This is a genomic window from Streptomyces spirodelae, assembly GCF_017676385.1.
Taxonomy (GTDB): domain Bacteria; phylum Actinomycetota; class Actinomycetes; order Streptomycetales; family Streptomycetaceae; genus Streptomyces; species Streptomyces spirodelae.
On the sequence record NZ_JAFFZN010000041.1, the window covers coordinates 1 to 21,024 of the forward strand.

Annotated in this window: 15 protein-coding genes; 12 read left to right on the forward strand and 3 right to left on the reverse strand. The window is 70.8% G+C overall.

The features are described 5' to 3' along the window. The first annotated feature begins 88 nt into the window (after positions 1-88). From lgt to JW592_RS30445, 12 genes are all read left to right on the forward strand, one after another. Positions 89-1,042, forward strand: coding sequence for a prolipoprotein diacylglyceryl transferase (lgt, locus tag JW592_RS30390; protein WP_209268485.1), 954 nt, complete (start codon positions 89-91; stop codon positions 1,040-1,042). 66 nt (positions 1,043-1,108) lie between these two features. Continuing rightward, the gene (locus JW592_RS30395; protein ID WP_209268486.1) at positions 1,109-4,264 is read left to right on the forward strand and encodes a Na+/H+ antiporter subunit A; all 3,156 of its coding nucleotides are present in this window, start codon (positions 1,109-1,111) and stop codon (positions 4,262-4,264) included. Then, positions 4,261-4,896 (forward strand): Na(+)/H(+) antiporter subunit C, encoded by a 636-nt coding sequence (locus JW592_RS30400; protein ID WP_209268487.1) that lies wholly within the window; start codon positions 4,261-4,263, stop codon positions 4,894-4,896. Before JW592_RS30395 ends, JW592_RS30400 begins: the two co-directional genes overlap by 4 nt. Positions 4,897-5,086: 190 nt before the next feature. Further along, positions 5,087-6,778 carry a Na+/H+ antiporter subunit D gene (locus tag JW592_RS30405; protein WP_209268488.1) on the forward strand — a complete coding sequence of 564 codons (1,692 nt, stop codon included), beginning with the start codon at positions 5,087-5,089 and terminating at the stop codon, positions 6,776-6,778. Then, positions 6,775-7,359, forward strand: a complete 585-nt coding sequence (locus JW592_RS30410) for a Na+/H+ antiporter subunit E (protein ID WP_209268489.1) — start codon at positions 6,775-6,777, stop codon at positions 7,357-7,359. The genes JW592_RS30405 and JW592_RS30410 overlap by 4 nt, the downstream gene beginning before the upstream one ends. Further along, positions 7,350-7,772: an MrpF/PhaF family protein gene (locus JW592_RS30415; protein WP_307805601.1), complete on the forward strand. Its 423-nt coding sequence runs from the start codon at positions 7,350-7,352 to the stop codon at positions 7,770-7,772. Before JW592_RS30410 ends, JW592_RS30415 begins: the two co-directional genes overlap by 10 nt. Beyond that, positions 7,769-8,188 (forward strand): monovalent cation/H(+) antiporter subunit G, encoded by a 420-nt coding sequence (gene mnhG, locus JW592_RS30420; protein WP_209268490.1) that lies wholly within the window; start codon positions 7,769-7,771, stop codon positions 8,186-8,188. The genes JW592_RS30415 and mnhG overlap by 4 nt, the downstream gene beginning before the upstream one ends. A gap of 102 nt (positions 8,189-8,290) precedes the next feature. Further along, positions 8,291-9,022, forward strand: a complete 732-nt coding sequence (locus tag JW592_RS30425; protein ID WP_209268491.1) for a VIT1/CCC1 transporter family protein — start codon at positions 8,291-8,293, stop codon at positions 9,020-9,022. 133 nt (positions 9,023-9,155) lie between these two features. Further along, positions 9,156-10,448 carry a cytochrome P450 family protein gene (locus JW592_RS30430; protein ID WP_372446607.1) on the forward strand — a complete coding sequence of 431 codons (1,293 nt, stop codon included), beginning with the start codon at positions 9,156-9,158 and terminating at the stop codon, positions 10,446-10,448. Positions 10,449-10,543: 95 nt separating this feature from the next. Then, entirely contained in the window at positions 10,544-11,812 is a 1,269-nt protein-coding gene (locus JW592_RS30435) for a cytochrome P450 family protein (protein WP_209268525.1), read from the forward strand. 425 nt (positions 11,813-12,237) lie between these two features. Continuing rightward, entirely contained in the window at positions 12,238-16,851 is a 4,614-nt protein-coding gene (gltB, locus tag JW592_RS30440; RefSeq protein ID WP_209268492.1) for a glutamate synthase large subunit, read from the forward strand. Next, positions 16,844-18,310 carry a glutamate synthase subunit beta gene (locus JW592_RS30445; protein ID WP_209268493.1) on the forward strand — a complete coding sequence of 489 codons (1,467 nt, stop codon included), beginning with the start codon at positions 16,844-16,846 and terminating at the stop codon, positions 18,308-18,310. The genes gltB and JW592_RS30445 overlap by 8 nt, the downstream gene beginning before the upstream one ends. Positions 18,311-18,517: 207 nt before the next feature. Here JW592_RS30445 and JW592_RS30450 read toward each other — a convergent pair whose 3' ends face one another. From JW592_RS30450 to JW592_RS30460, 3 genes are all read right to left on the reverse strand, one after another. Continuing rightward, positions 18,518-18,796, reverse strand: a complete 279-nt coding sequence (locus JW592_RS30450) for a DUF1540 domain-containing protein (RefSeq protein WP_209268526.1) — start codon at positions 18,794-18,796, stop codon at positions 18,518-18,520. A 397-nt stretch (positions 18,797-19,193) separates the two neighbouring features. Further along, complete coding sequence (locus JW592_RS30455) at positions 19,194-20,267, reverse strand: hypothetical protein (protein ID WP_307805602.1); 1,074 nt, start codon at positions 20,265-20,267, stop codon at positions 19,194-19,196. A 20-nt stretch (positions 20,268-20,287) separates the two neighbouring features. Then, positions 20,288-20,947, reverse strand: coding sequence for a hypothetical protein (locus JW592_RS30460; RefSeq protein WP_209268494.1), 660 nt, complete (start codon positions 20,945-20,947; stop codon positions 20,288-20,290). Between the last annotated feature and the right edge of the window lie 77 nt (positions 20,948-21,024).

Consider the following 21,024-nt stretch of genomic DNA (forward strand, 5'->3'; position numbering starts at 1 on the left):
GCTAGCGCGCCCCGCACGATGTGTTGTCCAGCCGTCGTGCGGGCTGAGTTACCGGAGCGGCGGCGGGCAGGGTAGCGTCGGGGGGGCCATGGAGACCCTTGCCTTTATTCCCAGTCCCTCGGCCGGTGAGATTCACCTCGGGCCGCTCCCGCTGCGCGGCTACGCGCTCTGCATCATCCTCGGCGTCTTCGTCGCGGTCTGGCTCGGCGGGCGCCGGTGGGTCGCTCGGGGCGGGCAGCCGGGGACGGTCGCCGACATCGCCGTATGGGCAGTCCCCTTCGGTCTGGTCGGCGGCAGGCTCTACCACGTCATCACCGACTACCAGCTCTACTTCGGCGAGGGCCGCAACCCCGTCGACGCCTTCCGGATCTGGGACGGCGGGCTCGGTATCTGGGGCGCGATCGCGCTGGGCGCGCTCGGCGCCTGGATCGGCTGCCGCCGCCGCGGCATCGCGCTGCCCGCCTACGCGGACGCCGTGGCGCCGGGCATCGTGCTGGCGCAGGCGCTGGGCCGCTGGGGCAACTGGTTCAACCAGGAGTTGTACGGGCGGCCCACCGATCTGCCGTGGGCGCTCAAGATCGACCCGGAGCACCGGCCGGTCGACACCCCCGACGTGGCCACGTACCACCCGACGTTCCTGTACGAGTCGCTGTGGTGCGTCGCCGTCGCGCTGCTGGTGATCTGGGCGGACAGGCGGTTCAAGCTGGGGCACGGCAGGGCGTTCGCGGTCTATGTGGCCGGCTACACGGCGGGGCGCTTCTGGACCGAGTACCTGCGGGTGGACGACGCACACCACGTGCTCGGCATGCGGCTGAACAACTGGACGGCGCTGATCGTCTTCCTCGCCGCGGTGGCCTACATCGTCGTCTCCGCGAAGAAGCGGCCGGGCCGCGAGGAGGTCGTCGAGCCGGAGCCGGGGCCGGATGCCGTCGGCCCGGACGCCGCCTCCGAGGAGGAGGGGACCTCCGAGGAGAAGGCCGAGTCGCTGTCGAAGCCGGAGCCGGAGCCGGCCCGGAAGACAGCCGAAGGACCGGCTTCCTAGCTCCGTAACGGGCGCGGGACAGGCCGCCTGTCCGAATTGCATGGTTATGTATGCAATTCTCGGTGAGTGCTGTGGTTGATCGTCGTCCACTTCGCGGCCGCGTGCTGTGCCGGGCCCCTGGTGCGGTGGCTCGGGCCGCGCGCGTTCCTGCCGCTCGCGCTGGCCCCCGCCGGCGCGGCGGCATGGGCGGCGGCACACTACGGCCACATCGCGGACGGCGGCACGCTCAGTGAGCACACCACCTGGATTCCGGCGCTCGGCGTCGGCATCGCGCTGCGGTGTGACGCGCTCGCGCTGCTGATGGTGCTGATCGCCGGGGGCATCGGCGCCCTGGTGATGATCTACTGCGCGGCCTACTTCGACCGCGGCACCCCACAGCTCGGGAGCTTCGCCGGATCGCTGACCGCGTTCGCCGGGGCGATGCTCGGCCTGGTACTCGCCGACGATCTGATCGTGCTGTACGTGCTGTGGGAGCTCACTTCCGTCTTCTCCTTCCTGCTCATCGGGCACAGCTCGGCGCACCGGACCAACCGCCGGGCCGCGCTCCAGGCGCTGCTGGTCACCACGCTCGGCGGGCTGGTGATGTTCGTCGGCTTCCTGATGCTGGGGCAGGCCGCGGGCACCTACCGCCTCTCCCGGCTGCTCGCCGACCCACCGGGCGGGGGAGCGCTGGTGGCGGGCGCGCTGGTGCTGATTCTCGTGGGGGCGCTGTCCAAGTCCGCCATCTGGCCGTTCAGCTTCTGGCTGCCCGGAGCCATGGCCGCCGCCACGCCGGTCTCCGCCTATCTGCACGCCGCGGCCATGGTCAAGGCCGGGGTCTATCTGATCGCGCGGCTCGCACCCGGCTTCGCCGACGTGGTGCCCTGGCGGGCGCTGGTGCTCGTACTGGGCAGCGTCACCATGCTGCTGGGCGGCTGGCGTGCGCTGCGCGAGACGGATCTGAAGCGGCTGCTGGCCTTCGGAACCGTCAGCCAACTCGGCTTCATCACCGTGCTGGTGGGCGACGGCACCCGGAACGCCGCGCTGGCCGGGGCCGATGTGATCCTGGCGCACGCGCTGTTCAAGGCGCCGCTCTTCCTGGTCGTCGGCGCCATCGACCACCTCACCGGCACCCGCGACCTCGACCGGCTCTCCGGCGTCGGCCGGTCGCTGCCGGGGCTGTGCGCCGTCGCCGTACTCGCCGGACTCTCCATGGCGGGGCTGCCGCCGCTGCTCGGGTTCGTCGGCAAGGAGGCCGCCGTCTCCGCGCTGCCGCAGGTCGGCACGGCCGAGACCTGGGCGCTGGCGGCCGTCGTCGCAGGTGCTGTCCTCACCACCGCCTACACGCTGCGCTTCCTGTGGGGTGCCTTCGCCCGCAAGGAATGCGGAGTGCCACCCCTGGAGCCGGTGACCGTGCCCCCAGGGGCCCGCACCGGAGGGCTGCTGCTGGGGCCGCCGCTGGTGTGCGTCCTGGCCGGGCTCGCGCTGGGCCCCGGCGTGCGGTGGCTCGACCCGCTGCTGAGCCGGTACGCCGACCTCTTCCCCGCCGAGGGCGCCCCTTACCACCTCGCGCTGTGGCACGGCTGGGGCGCCGCGCTGGGCCTCTCGGCCCTCTCCTGGGTGCTGGGTGTTGCCGTCTTCCTCGCCGGGCGGCCGCTGGCGGCGCTCGGCGACCGGCTCGCACGCCTCGACGGCGACCAGGTGTTCGCCCGGGCGCTGTGGGCGCTGGAGCGGATCTCGCTCCAGATCACCGGCCTCGTGCAGCGCGGCTCGCTGCCCGTGTACCTGGGCACGGCCCTCCTCGTGCTGTTCGGCTTCCAGACCGCGCAGCTGGTGGCCGGACAGCCGTGGCCCGACCTCGCCCCGGTGCGCTGGTACGACTCGGTCCCGCAGCTTGTCGTCGCCGCCGGGGTCGCGGGGGTGTCGGTGCTGTGCGTGGCGGCACGGCAGCGGCTGACGGCTGCCGTACTCGCCGGCATCACCGGGTACGGCGCCGGGCTCCTGTACGTCCTGCACGGTGCGCCCGACCTGGCACTGACGCAGTTCGCCGTCGAGACCGTCTCGCTCACCGTCTTCGTCCTGGTGCTGCGCAGGATGCCCGCGCGCTTCCCGGACGGCAGCCGGATGTGGCGGACCCGGCGCGGTACGCAGCTCGTCTTCTCCGTCGCAGCCGGAGGGCTGATCGCCGGGCTCGTCCACCTCGCGCTGGCGGCCCGTACCGGCCCGCCCTCCGGCCCCGAACTGCTCGACGCGACGGCGCACGAGGGTGTCCGCAACGTGGTGGCCACCACCCTGGTGGACCTGCGCGCCTGGGACACCATGGGCGAATCGGGCGTACTCGCCGTCGCCGCCATCGGCGTGACCAGCCTCGTCTATCTGCGGCGCCGTGCCCGGGTGCCCGTCGCACACCCCCTGCCAGGAGCCGAGGAGCCCGGCGCCGGGCAGCCGGGCGGGCCGCCGGTCGCCGGTCCCGGCGCACCGCCCGGAGCCGGGGCCCCCGGCTCGGCGAGCGTCACCCTGGACCGCTCCGCGGGCGCCGGCGCCGGGCCGTCGGACACCGGGCCGGCCGGTGCCGGGCCGGGCCGCACCGGGCCGTCGGACACCGGTTCCCACCGCCCTCCGGGCGGGCGCCTGGACGCCTGGAAGCAGCCCGTACGGCCCGGTGCGCGCGCACCGCACGGTTCGCCCGTCGCCCCCCGCCGCACCTGGCTGACGGCCAGCTCCTCGCTCGCCCCCGAGGGCCGCTCGGTGATGTTCGAGGTGATGGCCCGGCTGGTCTTCCACCCCATTCTGGTGCTCTCCCTCTACCTGCTCTTCTCCGCCGAGAACCAGCCCGGTGGCGGCTTCACAGCGGGGCTGGTCGCCGGGCTCGCGCTGGCGGTGCGCTATCTGGCGGGCGGGCGCCTGGAACTGGCGGCGGCGGCGCCCGTGGACCCCGGCTTCCTGCTCGGTCTGGGCCTGCTGACCATCACGGGTACCGGTCTTGCCGGTCTGTGGCTGGGCGGCAGCGTGCTGGCCTCCGGGAAGGTGACCGGCGAGATGTGGCTGGTCGGCCCGTGGCACGCGGCCAGCCCCGTGCTCTTCGACACCGGTGTCTATCTGCTCGTCCTCGGCGTCGTCCTCGATGTGCTGCGCAGCCTCGGCTCGGAGATCGACCGCCGGCTGGAGCGCGAGCGCGCCCGCGGCGTGGACGCCTCCGGCAGCACGGGCGGCGAGGGCGGTACGGCGGAGGGGCGGCCATGACGACGGGAACGGTCGCACTGGTGGGCTGCGGCGGCGTGCTGTTCGCCTGCGGTACCGCGCTGCTGCTGGCCCGGCCGCTGACCCGCATCCTGCTGGGCGCCGTCCTCATCGGCAACGGCGTCAACCTCCTGGTGCTCGCCACCTCGGGGCCCGACGGCAATGCCGCGCTGCTCTACCCCGGCACGGAGCGGAAGACGATCGCCGACCCGCTGCCACAGGCGTTCATCCTCACCGCCATCGTCATCACCCTGGCGCTGACCGCCTTCCTGGCGACCATGGCCTACCGCGCCTGGCAGCACTCCGGCAACGACGACGTGCCCGACGACATCGAGGACATCCGCGTCGTACGCCGCGCCACCTACGCCGAGGAGCGCGAACGGCTGCGCGCCGCCTACCGCAAGCAGCGCCACGCCTACCGAGCCCTGGCACACGACGAGGAGGAGCGCGAAGCACAGGAGCACACCGTCTACGAGCGGCTCGGCACGGCGCGCGACCGGTACCGCGGGCTGCGTCGGCGCGCCCGCGCCGACGCGCGCGCCTTCCGCGCCCGGCAGGCGCGCGCCGAGGAGACGGCGGAGGACATCGTAGGGGAGGACGACCCGTGGCAGACCATCCTGGGCGCCGACCGATGAGGCCGCGCACTGTCTTTCCGGCGCGCATCTTCTTCCCGCCGCAGCGGCGCGCACCGCATACGCCGTCCGGCGGTCCGCCCGGACGGCGTCCGGGGCAGGCGTCGTCCCGGCCGGCAGCGGCAGTTCGGCACCGCCGGTCCGCGCCGTCGGGCCGCTCGCCGTCGCGGCGGGCAGAGGCGGAGGCCCGGCCATGAGCGCGGCTGCGACGCTGGTGCCGCTGCCCGTGATCCTGCCCCTGTGCGCGGCAGGGCTGAAACTGGCCATCGGAGCGAGGCTCGAACGCGTGCAGCGGTTCATCAGCGCTGCCGTGCTGCTCGCCGTCCTGGTCGTCTCGTTGCTGCTGCTGATCGCCGCCGACCGGCACGGCCCGCAGGTGATGGACGCGGGTGGCTGGGCGCCCCCGGTGGGGATCGTGCTGGTCGCCGACCGGCTCTCCGCGCTGATGCTGGTGATCTCCTCCTCCGTGACGCTGAGCGTGCTCGTCTATTCCGTGGGCCAGGGCATGGCCGACAACGACGACACCACCCCGCTGTCCGTCTTCCACCCCTCCTACCTGGTGCTGGTCGCCGGGGTCTCGGACACCTTCCTGGCCGGGGACCTGTTCAACCTCTACGTCGGCTTCGAGCTGATGCTGACGGCCAGCTATGTGCTGATGACCATCGGCGGAACGCTGGCGCGCATCCGCGCGGGCGCCACGTACGCGATCGTCTCGCTGCTGTCGTCCATGCTGTTCCTGGCGGCCGTGGCCATGGTGTACGCGGCGGCTGGGACCGTCACCATGGCCCAGCTGCCCGCCCGGCTGGACGCGCTGCCGCAGAGCGTGGGCATGGTCATCCAGATCGCGCTGCTCGGCGTCTTCGCGATCAAGGCGGCCGTCTTCCCGCTGGCCGCCTGGCTGCCCGACTCCTACCCCACGGCCCCGGCGCCGGTGACCGCCGTCTTCGCCGGACTGCTGACCAAGGTCGGCATCTACGCCATGCTGCGCACCCAGACGCTGCTCTTCCCCGGGCAGCGCATCGATGCCGTGCTGATGGTCCTGGCGCTGCTGTCGCTGCTCGTCGGCATCCTGGGCGCCGTCGCGCAGACCGACCTGAAGCGGCTGCTGTCCTTCACCCTGGTCAGCCACATGGGGTACATGGTCTTCGGTATCGGCCTCGGCACCCTGGGCGGTATCTCGGGCGCGATGTTCTACGTCGCCCACCACATCACCGTCCAGACCACCCTCTTCCTCGTCGCCGGACTGGTCGAACGCCGCAGCGGAACCACGGACCTGCAGAGCCTGGGCGGTCTGGCGCGCCTCTCCCCGCTGCTGGCGGTGCTGTTCTTCGTACCGGCCCTGAACCTCGCCGGTATCCCGCCGCTCTCCGGCTTCCTGGGCAAGTTCGGGCTGCTGCGGGCCGGGGTGGACGACGGCGGGGTGCTCGCCTACGTACTGGTGGCGGGCGGCACCGTCACCAGCCTGCTCACCCTGTACGCCCTGGCCAAGGCGTGGAACCTGGCGTTCTGGCGCGCCGCCACGCCCGAGATGTGCGCGGCGGGCACGGTGCTGGAGTCGACGGAGGAGGACAGCGTCCAGGAGCCGCCCGGGGCGGGTGCCCAGGGCGCCGCCGCGGCCCGGGGAACGCCGCAGCCGGACGTCGGTGACTGGCCCGCCGGAGGGCTCAGGGTGCTGGTGCCGCGCCGGGTGACGGCCACCTTCGGCGGCCAGGAGATCACCACCACCAGCTCGCTCCCCGTCAGCATGACCGGCGCCACCGCGGCCCTGGTGCTCTTCGGACTGGCCTTCACCGTGCTGGCGGGGCCCCTGTTCGGACTGACCGACCGCGCGGCCGGCGAAATGCTGGCGCGCACCCCCTACGTGGAGGCGGTGATGGACAGATGACAGCCCCTCAGCGGCTCCCCGAGGCCAGCCGGCTGCGGGCCACCCAGTGGCCCATGGTGCTGGGCCTGACCCTGCTGTGGCTGCTGCTGTGGGGCACGCCCACCCCGGCCAACGTCGTGACGGGGGTGCTGGTCGCGCTGCTGGTGGTGCTCGTCTTCCCGCTGCCGCCCATCGAGAAGCAGGCCCGCCTCCACCCGCTGGGCATCATTCGGTTCATCGGCACCTTCGGGCTGGACATGGTCGTCTCCAGCTGGCGGATCGCCCGCTCCATCCTGGCGCCCGGCCGCCCGCGCTGCGCCGTGCTCGCGGTGGAGATGCGCTGTCCCGGCGATCTGATGCTGACCGTCACGGCCGTGGCCGTCACCGCCGTACCAGGCAGCACTGTCCTGGAGGTCGACCGCCGGTCGGGAACCCTCTATCTGCATGTGCTCGGCGGCGACCGGGAGGAGGACCTGGCGCGGGCCCGGCGGGACGCACTGCGACTGGAGACGCGGGTGGTGGAGGCGTTCGGCACCGCGGCCGACGTCACCGCGATCCGCGCTTCCGAGGCGGCCGAGGAGGTGTTCGGCCGGTGGCGGTGACGGCTGCGTCCCACGCGTCGGCCTTCGAGGTGGCCGCGGCCAGGGCGCCGGACTACGAGGTGGCCGCGGTCCAGGGGCCGGCCTTCGAGGTGGCCGCGGCGGTGATCGCGGGGCTGCTGCTCGCCGCCGGGCTGATGGTGACCCTCCGGCTGGTGCGGGGCCCCTCGACGCTGGACCGCGCCGTCGCTCTCGACGCGCTGGTCGCCGTGGTGATGGCCGGGATCGGCCTGCAGTCCGCGGTCCGCAGCAACCCCTTCTACCTGCCCGTTCTCCTCGTCCTCTCCTTCCTCGGCTTCACCGGTTCGGTCGGTGTCGCCCGCTTCATGGCGCTGCGCGACGAGGCCGGGACCGAGAACGTGGACGAGGACGAGGGCACCGGAGAGCCTGGCACGCCCCCCGAGGAGCCGCGATGAGCTGGAGCGGAGTGGCCGATGTGGCAGGAGCCGGCTGCATGCTGGTGGGCGCCGTGCTCTGTCTGCTCGCGGGGATCGGACTGCTGCGGCTGCCGGACGTCCTCAGCCGGATGCACGCCGCGACCAAGCCCCAGTCCTTCGGCCTGCTGCTCGTACTGTTCGGCGCGGGGCTGTGGCTGCGCAGCCCCATCGACCTGTGCACCCTGCTGCTCGTCGCCCTCTTCCAATTGCTGACCTCTCCGGTGGCAGCGCACATGGTGGGCCGCGCCGCCTACCGGACCGGCCGGCTCGACCGGGAGGGGCTGGTCCGCGACGAGCTGGCGGACGTGCTGGGGGCGGCGTCCTCCGGGCGGGGAGCCGAGGGCGGGCAAGGGCCGGGGGAGGGCCCGGAAGGAAACCCCAGGTCAGCGGGGTAAGTACGGCCTTCCTTGCTGGCAGTGCAGCCGCCTTGGTGCCTACGCTTCGAACAGCGGGAGCGTCCCGCGCCTGCAGTTCGAAGCGAAGGAGCCGTACCGGCCATGTCCCCAGCCGGAGTCACCGACCCGACCCACGTCGCACACCGCGACAACCACACCCACCGCGACGTCAACGGCGGTTGGCTGCGGCCCGCCGTCTTCGGTGCGATGGACGGGCTGGTCTCCAATCTCGGTCTGATGACCGGCGTGGCAGGCAGTTCCGCCTCCTCGCAGACCATCGTCATCGCCGGTCTCGCCGGGCTGGCGGCGGGCGCCTTCTCGATGGCGGCGGGCGAGTACACCTCCGTCGCCTCGCAGCGGGAACTCGTGCAGGCCGAACTGGAGATCGAACGGCGGGAGCTGCGGCGCAGCCCCGGCGAGGAGGTCGAGGAACTGGCGGCGCTCTACGAGTCCCGCGGGGTGGACCCCCGCCTGGCCAGGCAGGTCTCCGAGCAGCTGCACCGCGACCCCGAACAGGCGCTGGAGATACACGCCAGGGAGGAGCTGGGCGTCGACCCCGCCGAGCTTCCCTCGCCCACCGTCGCGGCCGTCTCCTCGTTCCTGTCCTTCGCGCTGGGCGCCGTACTGCCCGTGCTGCCCTACCTCTTCGGCGCCACCGCGCTGTGGCCCGCCGTGCTGCTGGCGCTGCTGGGGCTGTTCGTGTGCGGAGCGGTCGTCGCGCGGGTCACCGCACGCTCCTGGTGGTTCAGCGGAACGCGCCAGCTGCTCCTCGGCGCGGCCGCGGCCGCCGTCACCTACGGGCTGGGCGCGCTGTTCGGGGTCGCGGTGGGATAGCCGGGGACCGCTGGGAAACGTTCGGGTGGCCGTCGGCGGCGTGAATCCAGGGGCGGGGGTGCCGATCGTGGCGAAGGTGCCTAGGCTGGGCGGGCGCGAGTGACAGCCAACTGCCGCCACCCCCAGGGGAGTTGTGACCGTGACCAGTCAGCCCCAGCCCGCCGCGGCGGCCGGGTGCCCGGCCCATCCGGGCAGCAGCCGGACCGCTCCAGGTGCCGTGCCGCTCATGGGCCCCCGGTTCCACACCGACCTGGAGGCGGTCTACCGCGACATGCGCCGTGACCACGGCCCCGTCGTCCCGGTGACCCTCCCCGGCGACGTACCCGCCTGGCTGGTCATCGGCTACCACGAACTCTGCCGGGTCACCGCCGACCCGGTGCTCTTCCCCCGCGACCAGGGCCTGTGGAACCAGTGGGAGACCCTCCCCGAGGACTGGCCGCTGCGCCCCATGATCGGCACCCGGCAGCCCTCGGTGTACTTCACCGTGGGCGAGGAGCACCGCCGCCACCTGGCCATGGTCCAGCACGCGCTGGAGAGCGTCGACCACGTCGGGCTGCGCCGTACCACCGAGGAGATAGCCGACCGCCTCATCGACAGCTTCTGCTCCACCGGCGAGTCGGAGATCGTCTCCGCGTACGCCAAACCGCTGCCGCTCCTCACCCTCGCGCGTCTTCTGGGCTTCCCCGACTCCGACGGGCCCGAGCTGATCCGCTCCCTGACCGACATGGCCGACGGCGGCCCCGACGCGCTGGCCGGGTTCGAGCACGCGCTGGCCCTGATGTCGCGGCTGGTCGCCCGCAAACGCGCGGCCCCGAGCGTCGACATGGTCTCCGCCATGCTGGCACACCCCGACGAGTTCACCGACGAGGCATACGTCCTCAACCTGATGGCCGTCACCTCCGCCGGCTTCCTGCCCACGGCCGACTGGATAGGCAACTCGGTGCGCCTCATGCTCACCGACGAGCGGTTCGCCGCCTCGCTGACCGGAGGCCGCCACACCGTTCCCGAGGCCATGAACGAGGTGCTGTGGGAGGACACCCCCACCCAGATACTCGCCGGCCGCTGGGCTGCTCGCGACACCCGGCTGGGCGGCCATGCGATCGCCCGGGGCGACATGCTGCTGCTCGGCCTCGCCGGCGCCAACAGGGACCCGGCAGCGCACGCCACGCGCGGCCCGGACGGCCCGCACCACAGCAACTTCGCGCACTTCGCCTTCAGCCACGGCGAGTACCAGTGCCCCTTCCCGGCGCAGGAGATCGCCGAGGTCATCGCCAGGACCGGCATCGAGGTGCTGCTGGACCGGCTGCCCGACCTCGAACTGGCCGTGGCACCCCGCACGCTCGCCCGCCGTCCCTCGCCGTTTCTGCGCGGTATGACGGTGCTCCCCGTCCGTTTCGCCACCACACCCCCGTACGGAGGACACTGATGACCGGGAACGGCCCCAGCACGGAGAGTGGACCCTGCACGGACAGTGGGCCCGGCACGGAGAGTGTCCCCAGGAGGGTGGGCGGCCCCGGCAGCATGGGCAGCGGCCCCTGCGCCGGCAGCGCGTCCGCGGCGCCCGGCTCCGGGGAATGCCCGATCGTCATCGATCCGCTGGTCGGGGGCCTCGCCGAGGAGACCGAAGCGCTGCGGACCGCCGGCCCGCTGGCCAGGATCGACCTCATGGGCGCCCCGGCCTGGACGGTCACCACGCACGCCGAGGCCCGCAAGCTGCTCACCGACACCCGGCTGGTGAAGGACATCAGCCGCTGGAACCTGTGGCGCAGCGGCGAGATCGACGAGAGCTGGCCGCTGATCGGCATGGTCGACGCGGGCCGCTCCATGTTCACCGTCGACGGCGTCGAGCACCGGCGGCTGCGCGTCAAGACCGCACAGGCCCTCACCCCGCGCAGGCTGGCGGGGATACGGCCCGACATCGAACGGATCACCGGCCGGCTGCTGGACGCGATCGAGGCACGCGCCGCCGAGGCGCCCGAAGAGCCCGTCGACCTGAAATCCGCCTTCGCGCAGCCGCTGCCGATGTCGGTCGTCTGCTCCCTGATGGGCGTCGATCCCGCGCTCGAGCCCCGGCTGCACCGCCTCTACGAGGCGTTCTTCTCGATGCTGACGCCGCAGGACGAGCGGCTCGCCGTCATCCAGGAGCTGGACGAGCTCTACGCGGAGATGGTCCGGGAGAAATCCCTGTCCCCCGGCGACGACCTCACCAGCGCCCTCATCCTCGCCGACGAGGGCGGCGAGCCGCTGACCGCCGAGGAGGTACGGGGAAACCTGGAAGCCATGGTCGCCGCGGGGCACGAGACCACGGTGACCCTGATCCTGTGCGCGGTACGGGCGCTGCTCACCCACCCGGAGCAGCTGCGCCTCGTCCTCGACGGCGAGGTCGGCTGGGAGGCCGTCATCGAGGAGACGCTGCGCTGGGAGTCGCCCTCCACCCACCTGCTGATGCGGTTCGCGACCTCGGACATCGAGGTCGCGGGCGCTGTGGTGCGGGAAGGCGAGGGCGTAGTGATGTCCTACCGGGCCATCGGGCGGGACCGGGCGCAGCACGGTCAGGACGCGGACCGCTTCGATGTACGGCGCCCCGTGCCCGTCCGGCACCTCGCCTTCGGGCACGGCCCGCACATCTGCCCTGGCGCCGGGCTGTCCCGGCTGGAGGCATCGGTCGCCCTCCCGGCGCTGTTCGAGCGGTTTCCCGGGCTCTCGCTGGCCGTCCCGGTCACGGAGATCCGCAACCGTCCGGTGCTCACGCAGAACGAGCTGGAGTCGCTGCCGGTGCGGGTGCGGTAGTGCCGATGAGGGGCTGCCCCTGGCTGTCGTTTGCGGGCTGTGGCTGTGACCTGGGTAATGGCGCACGCGAAGCGCAGGTCGCATGATCGTTGTGTTACCCGGCGGTTTCAGCTCGGGTCGCGCTGGGCAGTAGTCCGTAACGCCGCCGGCAACGACGCCTGCGTGCAGGAGAAAGCCGCTCGTTCACCCGGGGCCACCCACCCCGAACCCTCTGTGCAGGTCCCTTCCGGTCCCATAAGGACCACACCCGCGTCGGCGCGTTGACACAGCCGCGCCCGCGTTCGCATGGTGAGATGAGTCTTCCACTTTCCGGGAAGTCCGCCACCATGTAACCTGCACGAAAATTTCTGCACCACCTTCTTGCCATGTGAGGGCCAACGTCGTCCCTCGGTGCGTACCACTGCCACGAGACGACGGGAGAGCCGATGCGTGCTGTGCCGACAGCGGATTGGGCCGCCCACCGCCCTGCCAAGCAGGGCATGTACGACCCCCGATATGAGCACGACGCCTGTGGTGTCGGCTTCGTGGCGACCCTGACCGGTGAGCCCAGCCACGAGCTGGTCGAAAAGGCGCTGACCGTGCTCCGCAACCTCGAGCACCGGGGCGCCACCGGCTCCGACCCGGACACCGGCGACGGCGCCGGCATCCTGCTGCAGGTCCCCGACGCCTTCCTCCGCGAGAGCGTCCCGTTCGCGCTGCCCGAGCAGGGCTCCTACGCGGTGGGCATCGCCTTCCTGCCCAACGAGGACGAGGACGCCGAGGCCACCTCGGCGGCCGTCTCGCACATCGAGACGCTGGCGTCCGAGGAGGAGCTGACGGTACTCGGCTGGCGCGAGGTGCCCGTCGCGCCCGAGCTGCTTGGCCCCGGCGCCCGCGCCACCATGCCCACCTTCCGGCAGCTGTTCGTCGCCGACCGGGAGGGCAAGCGCAGCGACGTCGCCCTCGACCGGCTGGCGTTCGTCCTGCGCAAGCGCGCCGAGCGCGAGGCCGGCGTGTACTTCCCCTCCCTCTCGTCCCGCACCCTGGTCTACAAGGGCATGCTGACCACCGGGCAGCTGGAGCCGTTCTTCCCGGACCTGTCGGACCGCCGCTTCGCCACCGCCATCGCGCTGGTCCACTCGCGCTTCTCCACCAACACCTTCCCGAGCTGGCCGCTGGCCCACCCGTACCGGTTCGTGGCGCACAACGGTGAGATCAACACCGTGCAGGGCAACCGCAACTGGATGCGGGCCCGCGAGTCGCAGCTGAACTCCAAGCTGTTCGGGGACCACGAGACGCTGGAGCGGATCTTCCCCGTCTGCACCGAGGGCGCCTCCGACTCGGCGACGTTCGACGAGGTCCTGGAGCTGCTGCACCTCGGCGGGCGTTCGCTGCCGCACTCGGTGCTGATGATGGTGCCCGAAGCCTGGGAGAGCGCCGAGTCGCAGGACTCCATGGACCCCGCGCGGCGCGCCTTCTACCAGTACCACTCCAACATGATGGAGCCCTGGGACGGACCCGCCTGCGTCACCTTCACCGACGGCACCCAGGTCGGCGCCGTTCTCGACCGCAACGGACTGCGCCCGGGCCGGTACTGGGTCACCGACGACGGGCTCGTCGTCCTCGCCTCCGAGGTCGGCGTGCTCGACATCGACCCGGCCAAGGTCGTGCGCAAGGGCCGTCTGCAGCCCGGCCGGATGTTCCTGGTGGACACCGCCGAGAAGCGGATCATCGAGGACGACGAGATCAAGTCCCAGCTCGCCGCCGAGCACCCCTACCAGGACTGGCTGGACGCCGGGCTGATCGAGCTGGCCGACCTGCCCGAGCGCGAGCACATCGTGCACACCCACGCCTCGGTCACCCGCCGTCAGCAGACCTTCGGCTACACCGAGGAGGAGCTGCGCGTCCTGCTCGCCCCGATGGCCCGCAGCGGCGCCGAGCCGATCGGCTCGATGGGTACCGACTCGCCCATCGCGGCGCTCTCCGAGCGGCCCCGGCTGATCTTCGACTACTTCACCCAGCTGTTCGCGCAGGTCACCAACCCGCCGCTGGACGCGATCCGCGAGGAACTGGTCACCTCGCTGCACTCGCCGCTGGGCCCGCAGGGCAACCTGCTGGAGCCGACGGCCGCCTCCTGCCGCAGCGTCACCCTGCCGTTCCCCGTCATCGACAACGACGAGCTGGCCAAGCTCATCCACATCAACGCCGACGGCGACCTGCCGGGCTTCAAGTCCGCCACGCTCTCCGGGCTCTACCGCGTCGCCGAAGGAGGGGACGGCCTCGCGGCCCGTATCGAGCAGATCTGTGCGGAGGCCGACACGGCGATCGAGTCGGGGGCCCGGCTCATCGTCCTGTCCGACCGCCACTCGGACGCCGAGCACGCACCGATCCCGTCGCTGCTGCTCACCTCCGCTGTGCACCACCACCTCATCCGCACCAAGCAGCGCACCCAGGTCGGGCTGCTGGTGGAGGCCGGCGACGTCCGCGAGGTGCACCACGTCGCGCTGCTCATCGGCTACGGCGCCGCAGCGGTCAACCCCTACCTGGCCATGGAGTCCGTCGAGGACCTGGTGCGCGCCGGCACCTTCCTGCCCGGTGCCGAGGAGCTGCCGCCCGAGCAGGCCATCCGCAACCTGATCTACGCACTCGGCAAGGGCGTGCTGAAGGTGATGTCCAAGATGGGCATCTCCACCGTCGCCTCCTACCGCGGCGCGCAGGTCTTCGAGGCCGTCGGCCTGGACGAGGAGTTCGTCGACCGCTACTTCCACGGCACCACCACCAAGATCGGCGGCGCCGGCCTCGACGTCGTCGCCGAGGAGGTCGCAGCGCGGCACGCCAAGGCGTACCCGTCCTCCGGCATCGCGCCCGCGCACCGGCTGCTCGACATCGGCGGCGAGTACCAGTGGCGCCGCGAGGGCGAGCCGCACCTGTTCGACCCCGAGACGGTCTTCCGCCTCCAGCACTCCACCCGGCAGCGCCGCTACGACATCTTCAAGCAGTACACCCAGCGGGTGGACGAGCAGTCCGAGCGGCTGATGACACTGCGCGGCCTGTTCTCCCTCAAGAACGAGCGGCCCTCGATCCCGGTCGAGGAGGTCGAGCCCGCGAGCGAGATCGTCAAGCGGTTCTCCACCGGCGCCATGTCCTACGGGTCCATCTCGCAAGAGGCGCACGAGACGCTGGCGATCGCCATGAACCAGCTCGGCGGCAAGTCCAACACCGGCGAGGGCGGCGAGGACCCCGAGCGGCTCTACGACCCGGCCCGGCGCTCCGCGATCAAGCAGGTCGCCTCAGGGCGGTTCGGCGTCACCTCCGAGTACCTCGTCAACGCCGACGACATCCAGATCAAGATGGCGCAGGGCGCCAAGCCCGGCGAGGGCGGCCAGCTCCCGGGCCACAAGGTCTACCCGTGGGTGGCGAAGACCCGGCACTCCACCCCCGGCGTCGGCCTCATCTCGCCGCCGCCGCACCACGACATCTACTCCATCGAGGACCTCGCCCAGCTCATCCACGACCTGAAGAACGCCAACCCGAAGGCCCGCGTCCATGTGAAGCTGGTCTCCGAGGTCGGCGTCGGCACGGTCGCGGCGGGTGTCTCCAAGGCCCACGCGGACGTCGTCCTCATCTCCGGGCACGACGGCGGCACCGGCGCCTCGCCGCTCACCTCGCTCAAGCACGCGGGCGGCCCCTGGGAGCTGGGCCTGGCCGAGACCCAGCAGACGCTGCTGCTCAACGGGCTGCGCGACCGGATCGTCGTACAGACCGACGGCCAGCTCAAGACCGGCCGTGACGTGGTCATCGCAGCCCTGCTCGGCGCCGAGGAGTTCGGCTTCGCCACCGCGCCGCTGGTCGTCTCCGGCTGCGTCATGATGCGCGTCTGCCACCTGGACACCTGCCCGGTCGGTATCGCCACCCAGAACCCGACGCTGCGCGAGCGCTACAGCGGCAAGGCCGAGTACGTCGTCAACTTCTTCGAGTTCATCGCCGAAGAGGTCCGCGAACTCCTCGCCGAGCTGGGCTTCCGCACCCTGGACGAGGCCATCGGGCACGCCGAACTGCTCGACACCTCCCGGGCCGTGAACCACTGGAAGGCCCAGGGCTTCGACCTGGCGCCGCTGCTGCACGTACCCGAACTGCCCGACGGTGCGGTGCTGCACCAGGCGATCCCGCAGGACCACGGCCTGGAGAAGGCGCTCGACAACCAGCTCGTCAAGCTGGCCGCCGACGCGCTGCAGGCCGACACCGCCGAGCAGGCCGAACCCGTCCGCGCCCAGGTCGCGATCCGCAACGTCAACCGGACCGTCGGCACGATGCTCGGACACGAGGTCACCAAGAAGTTCGGCGGCGCCGGACTGCCCGACGACACCATCGACATCACCTTCACCGGCTCCGCCGGCCAGTCGTTCGGCGCCTTCGTGCCGCGGGGCATCACGCTGCGGCTGGAGGGCGACGCCAACGACTACGTCGGCAAGGGCCTCTCCGGCGGCCGGATCGTCGTCCGCCCCGACCGGGGCGCCGACCACCTCGCCGAGTACTCCACCATCGCGGGCAACACCCTCGCCTACGGCGCCACCGGCGGCGAGATCTTCCTGCGCGGCCGGGTCGGGGAACGCTTCTGCGTCCGCAACTCCGGAGCCCTGGTCGTCTCCGAAGGCGTGGGCGACCACGGCTGCGAGTACATGACCGGCGGCACGGCCGTCGTCCTCGGCGGTACGGGGCGCAACTTCGGCGCCGGGATGTCCGGCGGCACCGCCTACGTCATCGACCTGGACCTGGCCAACGTCAACGCCGGGCTGCGCGGCGCCGTCGAAGAGCTGACCGATGACGACAAGGCGTGGCTGCACGAGGCCGTGCGACGCCACCAGGAGGAGACCGGCTCCACCGTGGCCGCCAAGCTCCTCGCCGACTGGGACGGGCCGAACGGAGCGCTCAGCCGCTTCAGCAAGGTCCTGCCCGCCACGTACAAGGCTGTGCTCGCCGCCAAGGACGCCGCCGAGCGAGCGGGGCTCAGTGAGTCCGAGACCCACGAGAAGATGATGGAGGCGGCGACCAATGGCTGACCCCAAGGGCTTCCTGAACACCGACCGCGAGGTCGCCAAGACCCGTCCCGTCCAGGAGCGGGTCAAGGACTGGAACGAGGTCTACGTACCCGGCTCCCTGCTGCCCATCATCAGCAAGCAGGCCGGGCGCTGCATGGACTGCGGCATCCCCTTCTGCCACAACGGCTGCCCGCTGGGGAACCTCATTCCCGAGTGGAACGACTACGCCTATCGCGAGGACTGGGAGGCGGCGTCGGAACGCCTCCACGCCACGAACAACTTCCCGGAGTTCACCGGGCGGCTGTGCCCGGCCCCGTGCGAGTCGGCGTGCGTGCTCGGCATCAACCAGCCGGCCGTCACCATCAAGAACGTCGAGGTCTCCATCATCGACAAGGCGTGGGAGACCGGGAACGTCACCCCGCAGCCCCCGGAGCGGCTGAGCGGCAAGACCGTCGCCGTCATCGGCTCAGGCCCCGCCGGGCTGGCCGCGGCCCAGCAGCTCACCCGCGCGGGCCACACGGTCGCCGTCTACGAACGCGCCGACCGCATCGGCGGGCTGCTGCGCTACGGCATCCCCGAGTTCAAGATGGAGAAGCGGCACATCAACCGCCGTATCGAGCAGATGCGCGCGGAGGGCACCAAGTTCCGCACCGGCGTGGAGATCGGCCGTGACATCGACGCGCGGAAGCTGCGCAAGCGGTACGACGCGGTCGTCATCGCGGCGGGCGCGACCACGGCTCGCGACCTGCCCGTCCCGGGCCGCGAGCTGAACGGCATCCACCAGGCGATGGAGTACCTGCCGCTGTCCAACAAGGTGCAGGAGGGCGACTACGTCGAGCCGCCCATCACCGCCAAGGACAAGCATGTCGTCGTCATCGGCGGCGGCGACACCGGGGCCGACTGCGTCGGCACCGCACACCGGCAGGGCGCGGCTTCCGTCACCCAGCTGGAGATCATGCCCAGGCCGGGCGAGGAGCGGGACCAGGCCCGCCAGCCGTGGCCCACCTTCCCCATGCTCTACAAGGTGACCTCCGCGCACGAGGAGGGCGGCGAGAGGGTCTACTCCGTCAACACCACCCACTTCGAGGGCGATGAGGACGGCAACGTCCAGTGGCTCCACCTGGTCGAGGTGGAGATGGTGGACGGCAAGCTGGAGCCCAAGCCGGGTACGGAGCGGAAGATCCCCGCCCAGTTGGTCACCCTCGCCATGGGCTTCACAGGCGTCGACCGGGAGAACGGCCTGGTCGAGCAGTTCGGCGTCGAGCTCGATGCGCGGGGCAACGTCGCGCGGGACGGCGACTACGCCACGAACGTCGCCGGCGTCTACGTCGCCGGCGACGCCGGCCGGGGCCAGTCGCTGATCGTCTGGGCCATCGCCGAGGGCCGCTCCGCGGCCAAGGCCGTCGACCGCTACCTCACCGGCGAGGCCAGCACCCTCCCCGCGCCGATCCGCCCCACGGACCGTGCGCTGACGGTGTAAGCCCCTTCAACTTCCGTACAAGGGCGTACGGACGACGCGGCGCCTGCCAGTCCCCGACCGGGTCACGGCAGGCGCCGCACGCATGGGCGCGGTTCTGCGCCCGCCTGGATGCCTCCCCGAGCCAGGTCCGGTCCGCTGCGCGCCGGGCCTCGCCCGCGCCGATGTTCCACGCCGACCGTAGTGCAGGCACCACGTCATGACGGCAGCTCAGGCAGGCTCATACGTCATGCAGTCCACCTCGTTCTCGACGTAGCCCACGGTGATCCCGGGCGCACGACACTCGAACTGCTGGTTGTGTCGGCAGTTGGACACCTTGCAGGCGCCAACACGTCCGGTCGTCGCCGGGTCTCCACCCTTCGTGGAGGCAGTGAAGAAGGTGTCGCAGCGCGCGCGGCGGACATCCCCCACCGTAATGGCCAGCGCATGGCAGGCGTGATCCCTATTGTACGCGCAGTCCTCTACCGCACATTCCCGCACGACAGGCATCTCCACTGGGAGCCCTCCTCAAGTCCCTCGCCGTATTTGCCCCGTCAGAAGTGCTCGGCTCGGGGCGCGATTACGCAATGACACTTGCACGCGGCGCCTCCGCTCATCTGCTCACACGGCGAGTCCACAACCAAATGGAGCAACCCTGACCACACCGCCGGCCGAACTCCCGGTACGTTCCCGTGCCAGTCCCGAGCGCGCTCTGCCCTGAAGCAGCAGGAATCAGACAGCCGCAAAGTACTCGCTGTAGCGATGAATGAGTTCTCGAGAACGTATGGCCGGTCACACGTGAATCGGTTCGGCGGGAACCCGGCCTTACTGAGAGCACCCGGCGCTGGTCAGCACAAGAGGGGCTGTCGGCTTACCGGCAGCCCCTCATTTCGATGCTCGGACCAGCTCAGTCGCGGACGATGGACTGGATCTCCTTCACGGTGAGGTTCCTGGTGGTGCTGAAGGTGCCGGAAGGCAGGTCACCACCGGTCCCATCGGAGCCCTTCCAGGAGATGTCCCAGGTGAGCGTCGCCTTCAGCGGGTAGGAGCCGTTCTGGCCGCTGGCCCGCAGATACCTGACGCCGCAGGGCGGGGTGCTGTCCTTCTTCCCCGCCGAATACTCCTCACCCAGCTGGCCGTTCTTGACCACGCACTTTCCGGAGCCGGGATACATCTTGGCATCGTCCGTTCCCGGTTCCAGGGTGAGCGAGGTGGGCTTCGCCGTGGTGGTCGCCGAGAGGTGGGTGCCGTCTTCCAGGTCCAGGGACGCGGTCACGTCCACCGGCTTGAACTTGTCCTTGTCCAGCCATACCCAGGTGTCGAGGTTGACCGTCTGCTTGTCCTCCGGGTTCAGCGAAATGTCGGTTCCCGGAATGGGCAGTTCCTCGTACGCGTACTCCGCGAGGATCTTCGGGCTGACCGCGAGGGGCATGTCCTTGGGCGGCTTGCCCTCCGGCACCCAGATGGCATGCTGGCTGCACTTGTCCGACGCGGGGTCGTCCGCCTTGTTGGGGTTGCGCACCCCCTCCCAGAACATGCCCTTGCCCTGCTGGTCGAGGTTGTAGTTGTCGTACTTGTCGGTCTGGTAGTAGTTGTCGAGGACGTTCTTGGCCTGGCCGAGGAGAGCGTTGGAGAGATCCGTGGCATCGGTTCCGGGATCGAGGATTGGTTTCTCCTCCTTTTCCTCCTTCTTCGGCTTCTTCGGCTTCAGTTCGTCCATCCTCTCCTTGAGCTCCTTGGGAGTCGTCTTGGGCTCGTACCAGCACGCAGGAGCTTCCCAGTCGGGGTCCTTGGGGTTCAGCTTGACGGTGTTCTTGGTCTTGCCACCGCCGCCGGTTATCCGGACGTGGGAGACCTCGGCGTTGACGGAGTTGTTCTTGGCTCCCCCTTGGGTGTCAGTACCGTTGAACCCACCCTTTCCTTTGCCTTCCTCGGCGTAGGCGACTGACGGCTCGGCGAGCAGGAGCATCGCTACCAGCACACCAACTGAGCCTCGGCGGACTATTTCATGCATTGCTTGGCTCCCCGTTGAGAAGTTCCGGAGACGGCCTGCCATACGCCGTCGCTGTTCCGCTTCACATGGAACGACGCGGCGACGTAGTTCTGATCACCCGCGTCGTTCGGCTCAAGCTTCCCGGTTTTGATGACCTTGTTCCGTGCTTTGTGCTCATCGGCACAGAAGGTCACTCGCGCATCATTCTTACCGGTGAACTCGACCTTCTGGTCGTAGTAGCGAGTGACTCCCGCCCAGCTCTTTCCGTTCTTGGAGAAATCCAACATGTATTGGTTCGACGCGAGCAGAGATTTTCCGGTGGCGTAAACTTCCACCTGGTCGACGTCTTTGCCCGTGGTGATTACCCGGTCAACAGCGTTGATCCGCGCCTGGTTGTCCGCCAGGACCTCATCCTTTTTCGGGTCGCCCGTCTTGGCGGCCTCGAACACGTTCTTCGCGTCCTTCGCCAGCTTGATCTCGTCCGGCGCCTTGCGGTCGGAGGCGCTCGAACTGGCCGACGGCGAGGAGGACTTGGCGCTCGGCTTGCCCCCGTCCTTGGCGCCGTCGATCTTGTCGTCCGAGTCGCCGTCGCCCCCGCACGCGCCCAGGAGGAGGGACGCGGCCAGGGCTGCTGCGGTCCACATCGCTGTGCTGGCCTGCTTTTTCATGCGCAAGTTCTCTCAGCTCTCTGTCCGTGGGCGACGGCGGTACGAATCACCCGCAGTTTTGATCACTCAAAGTTACT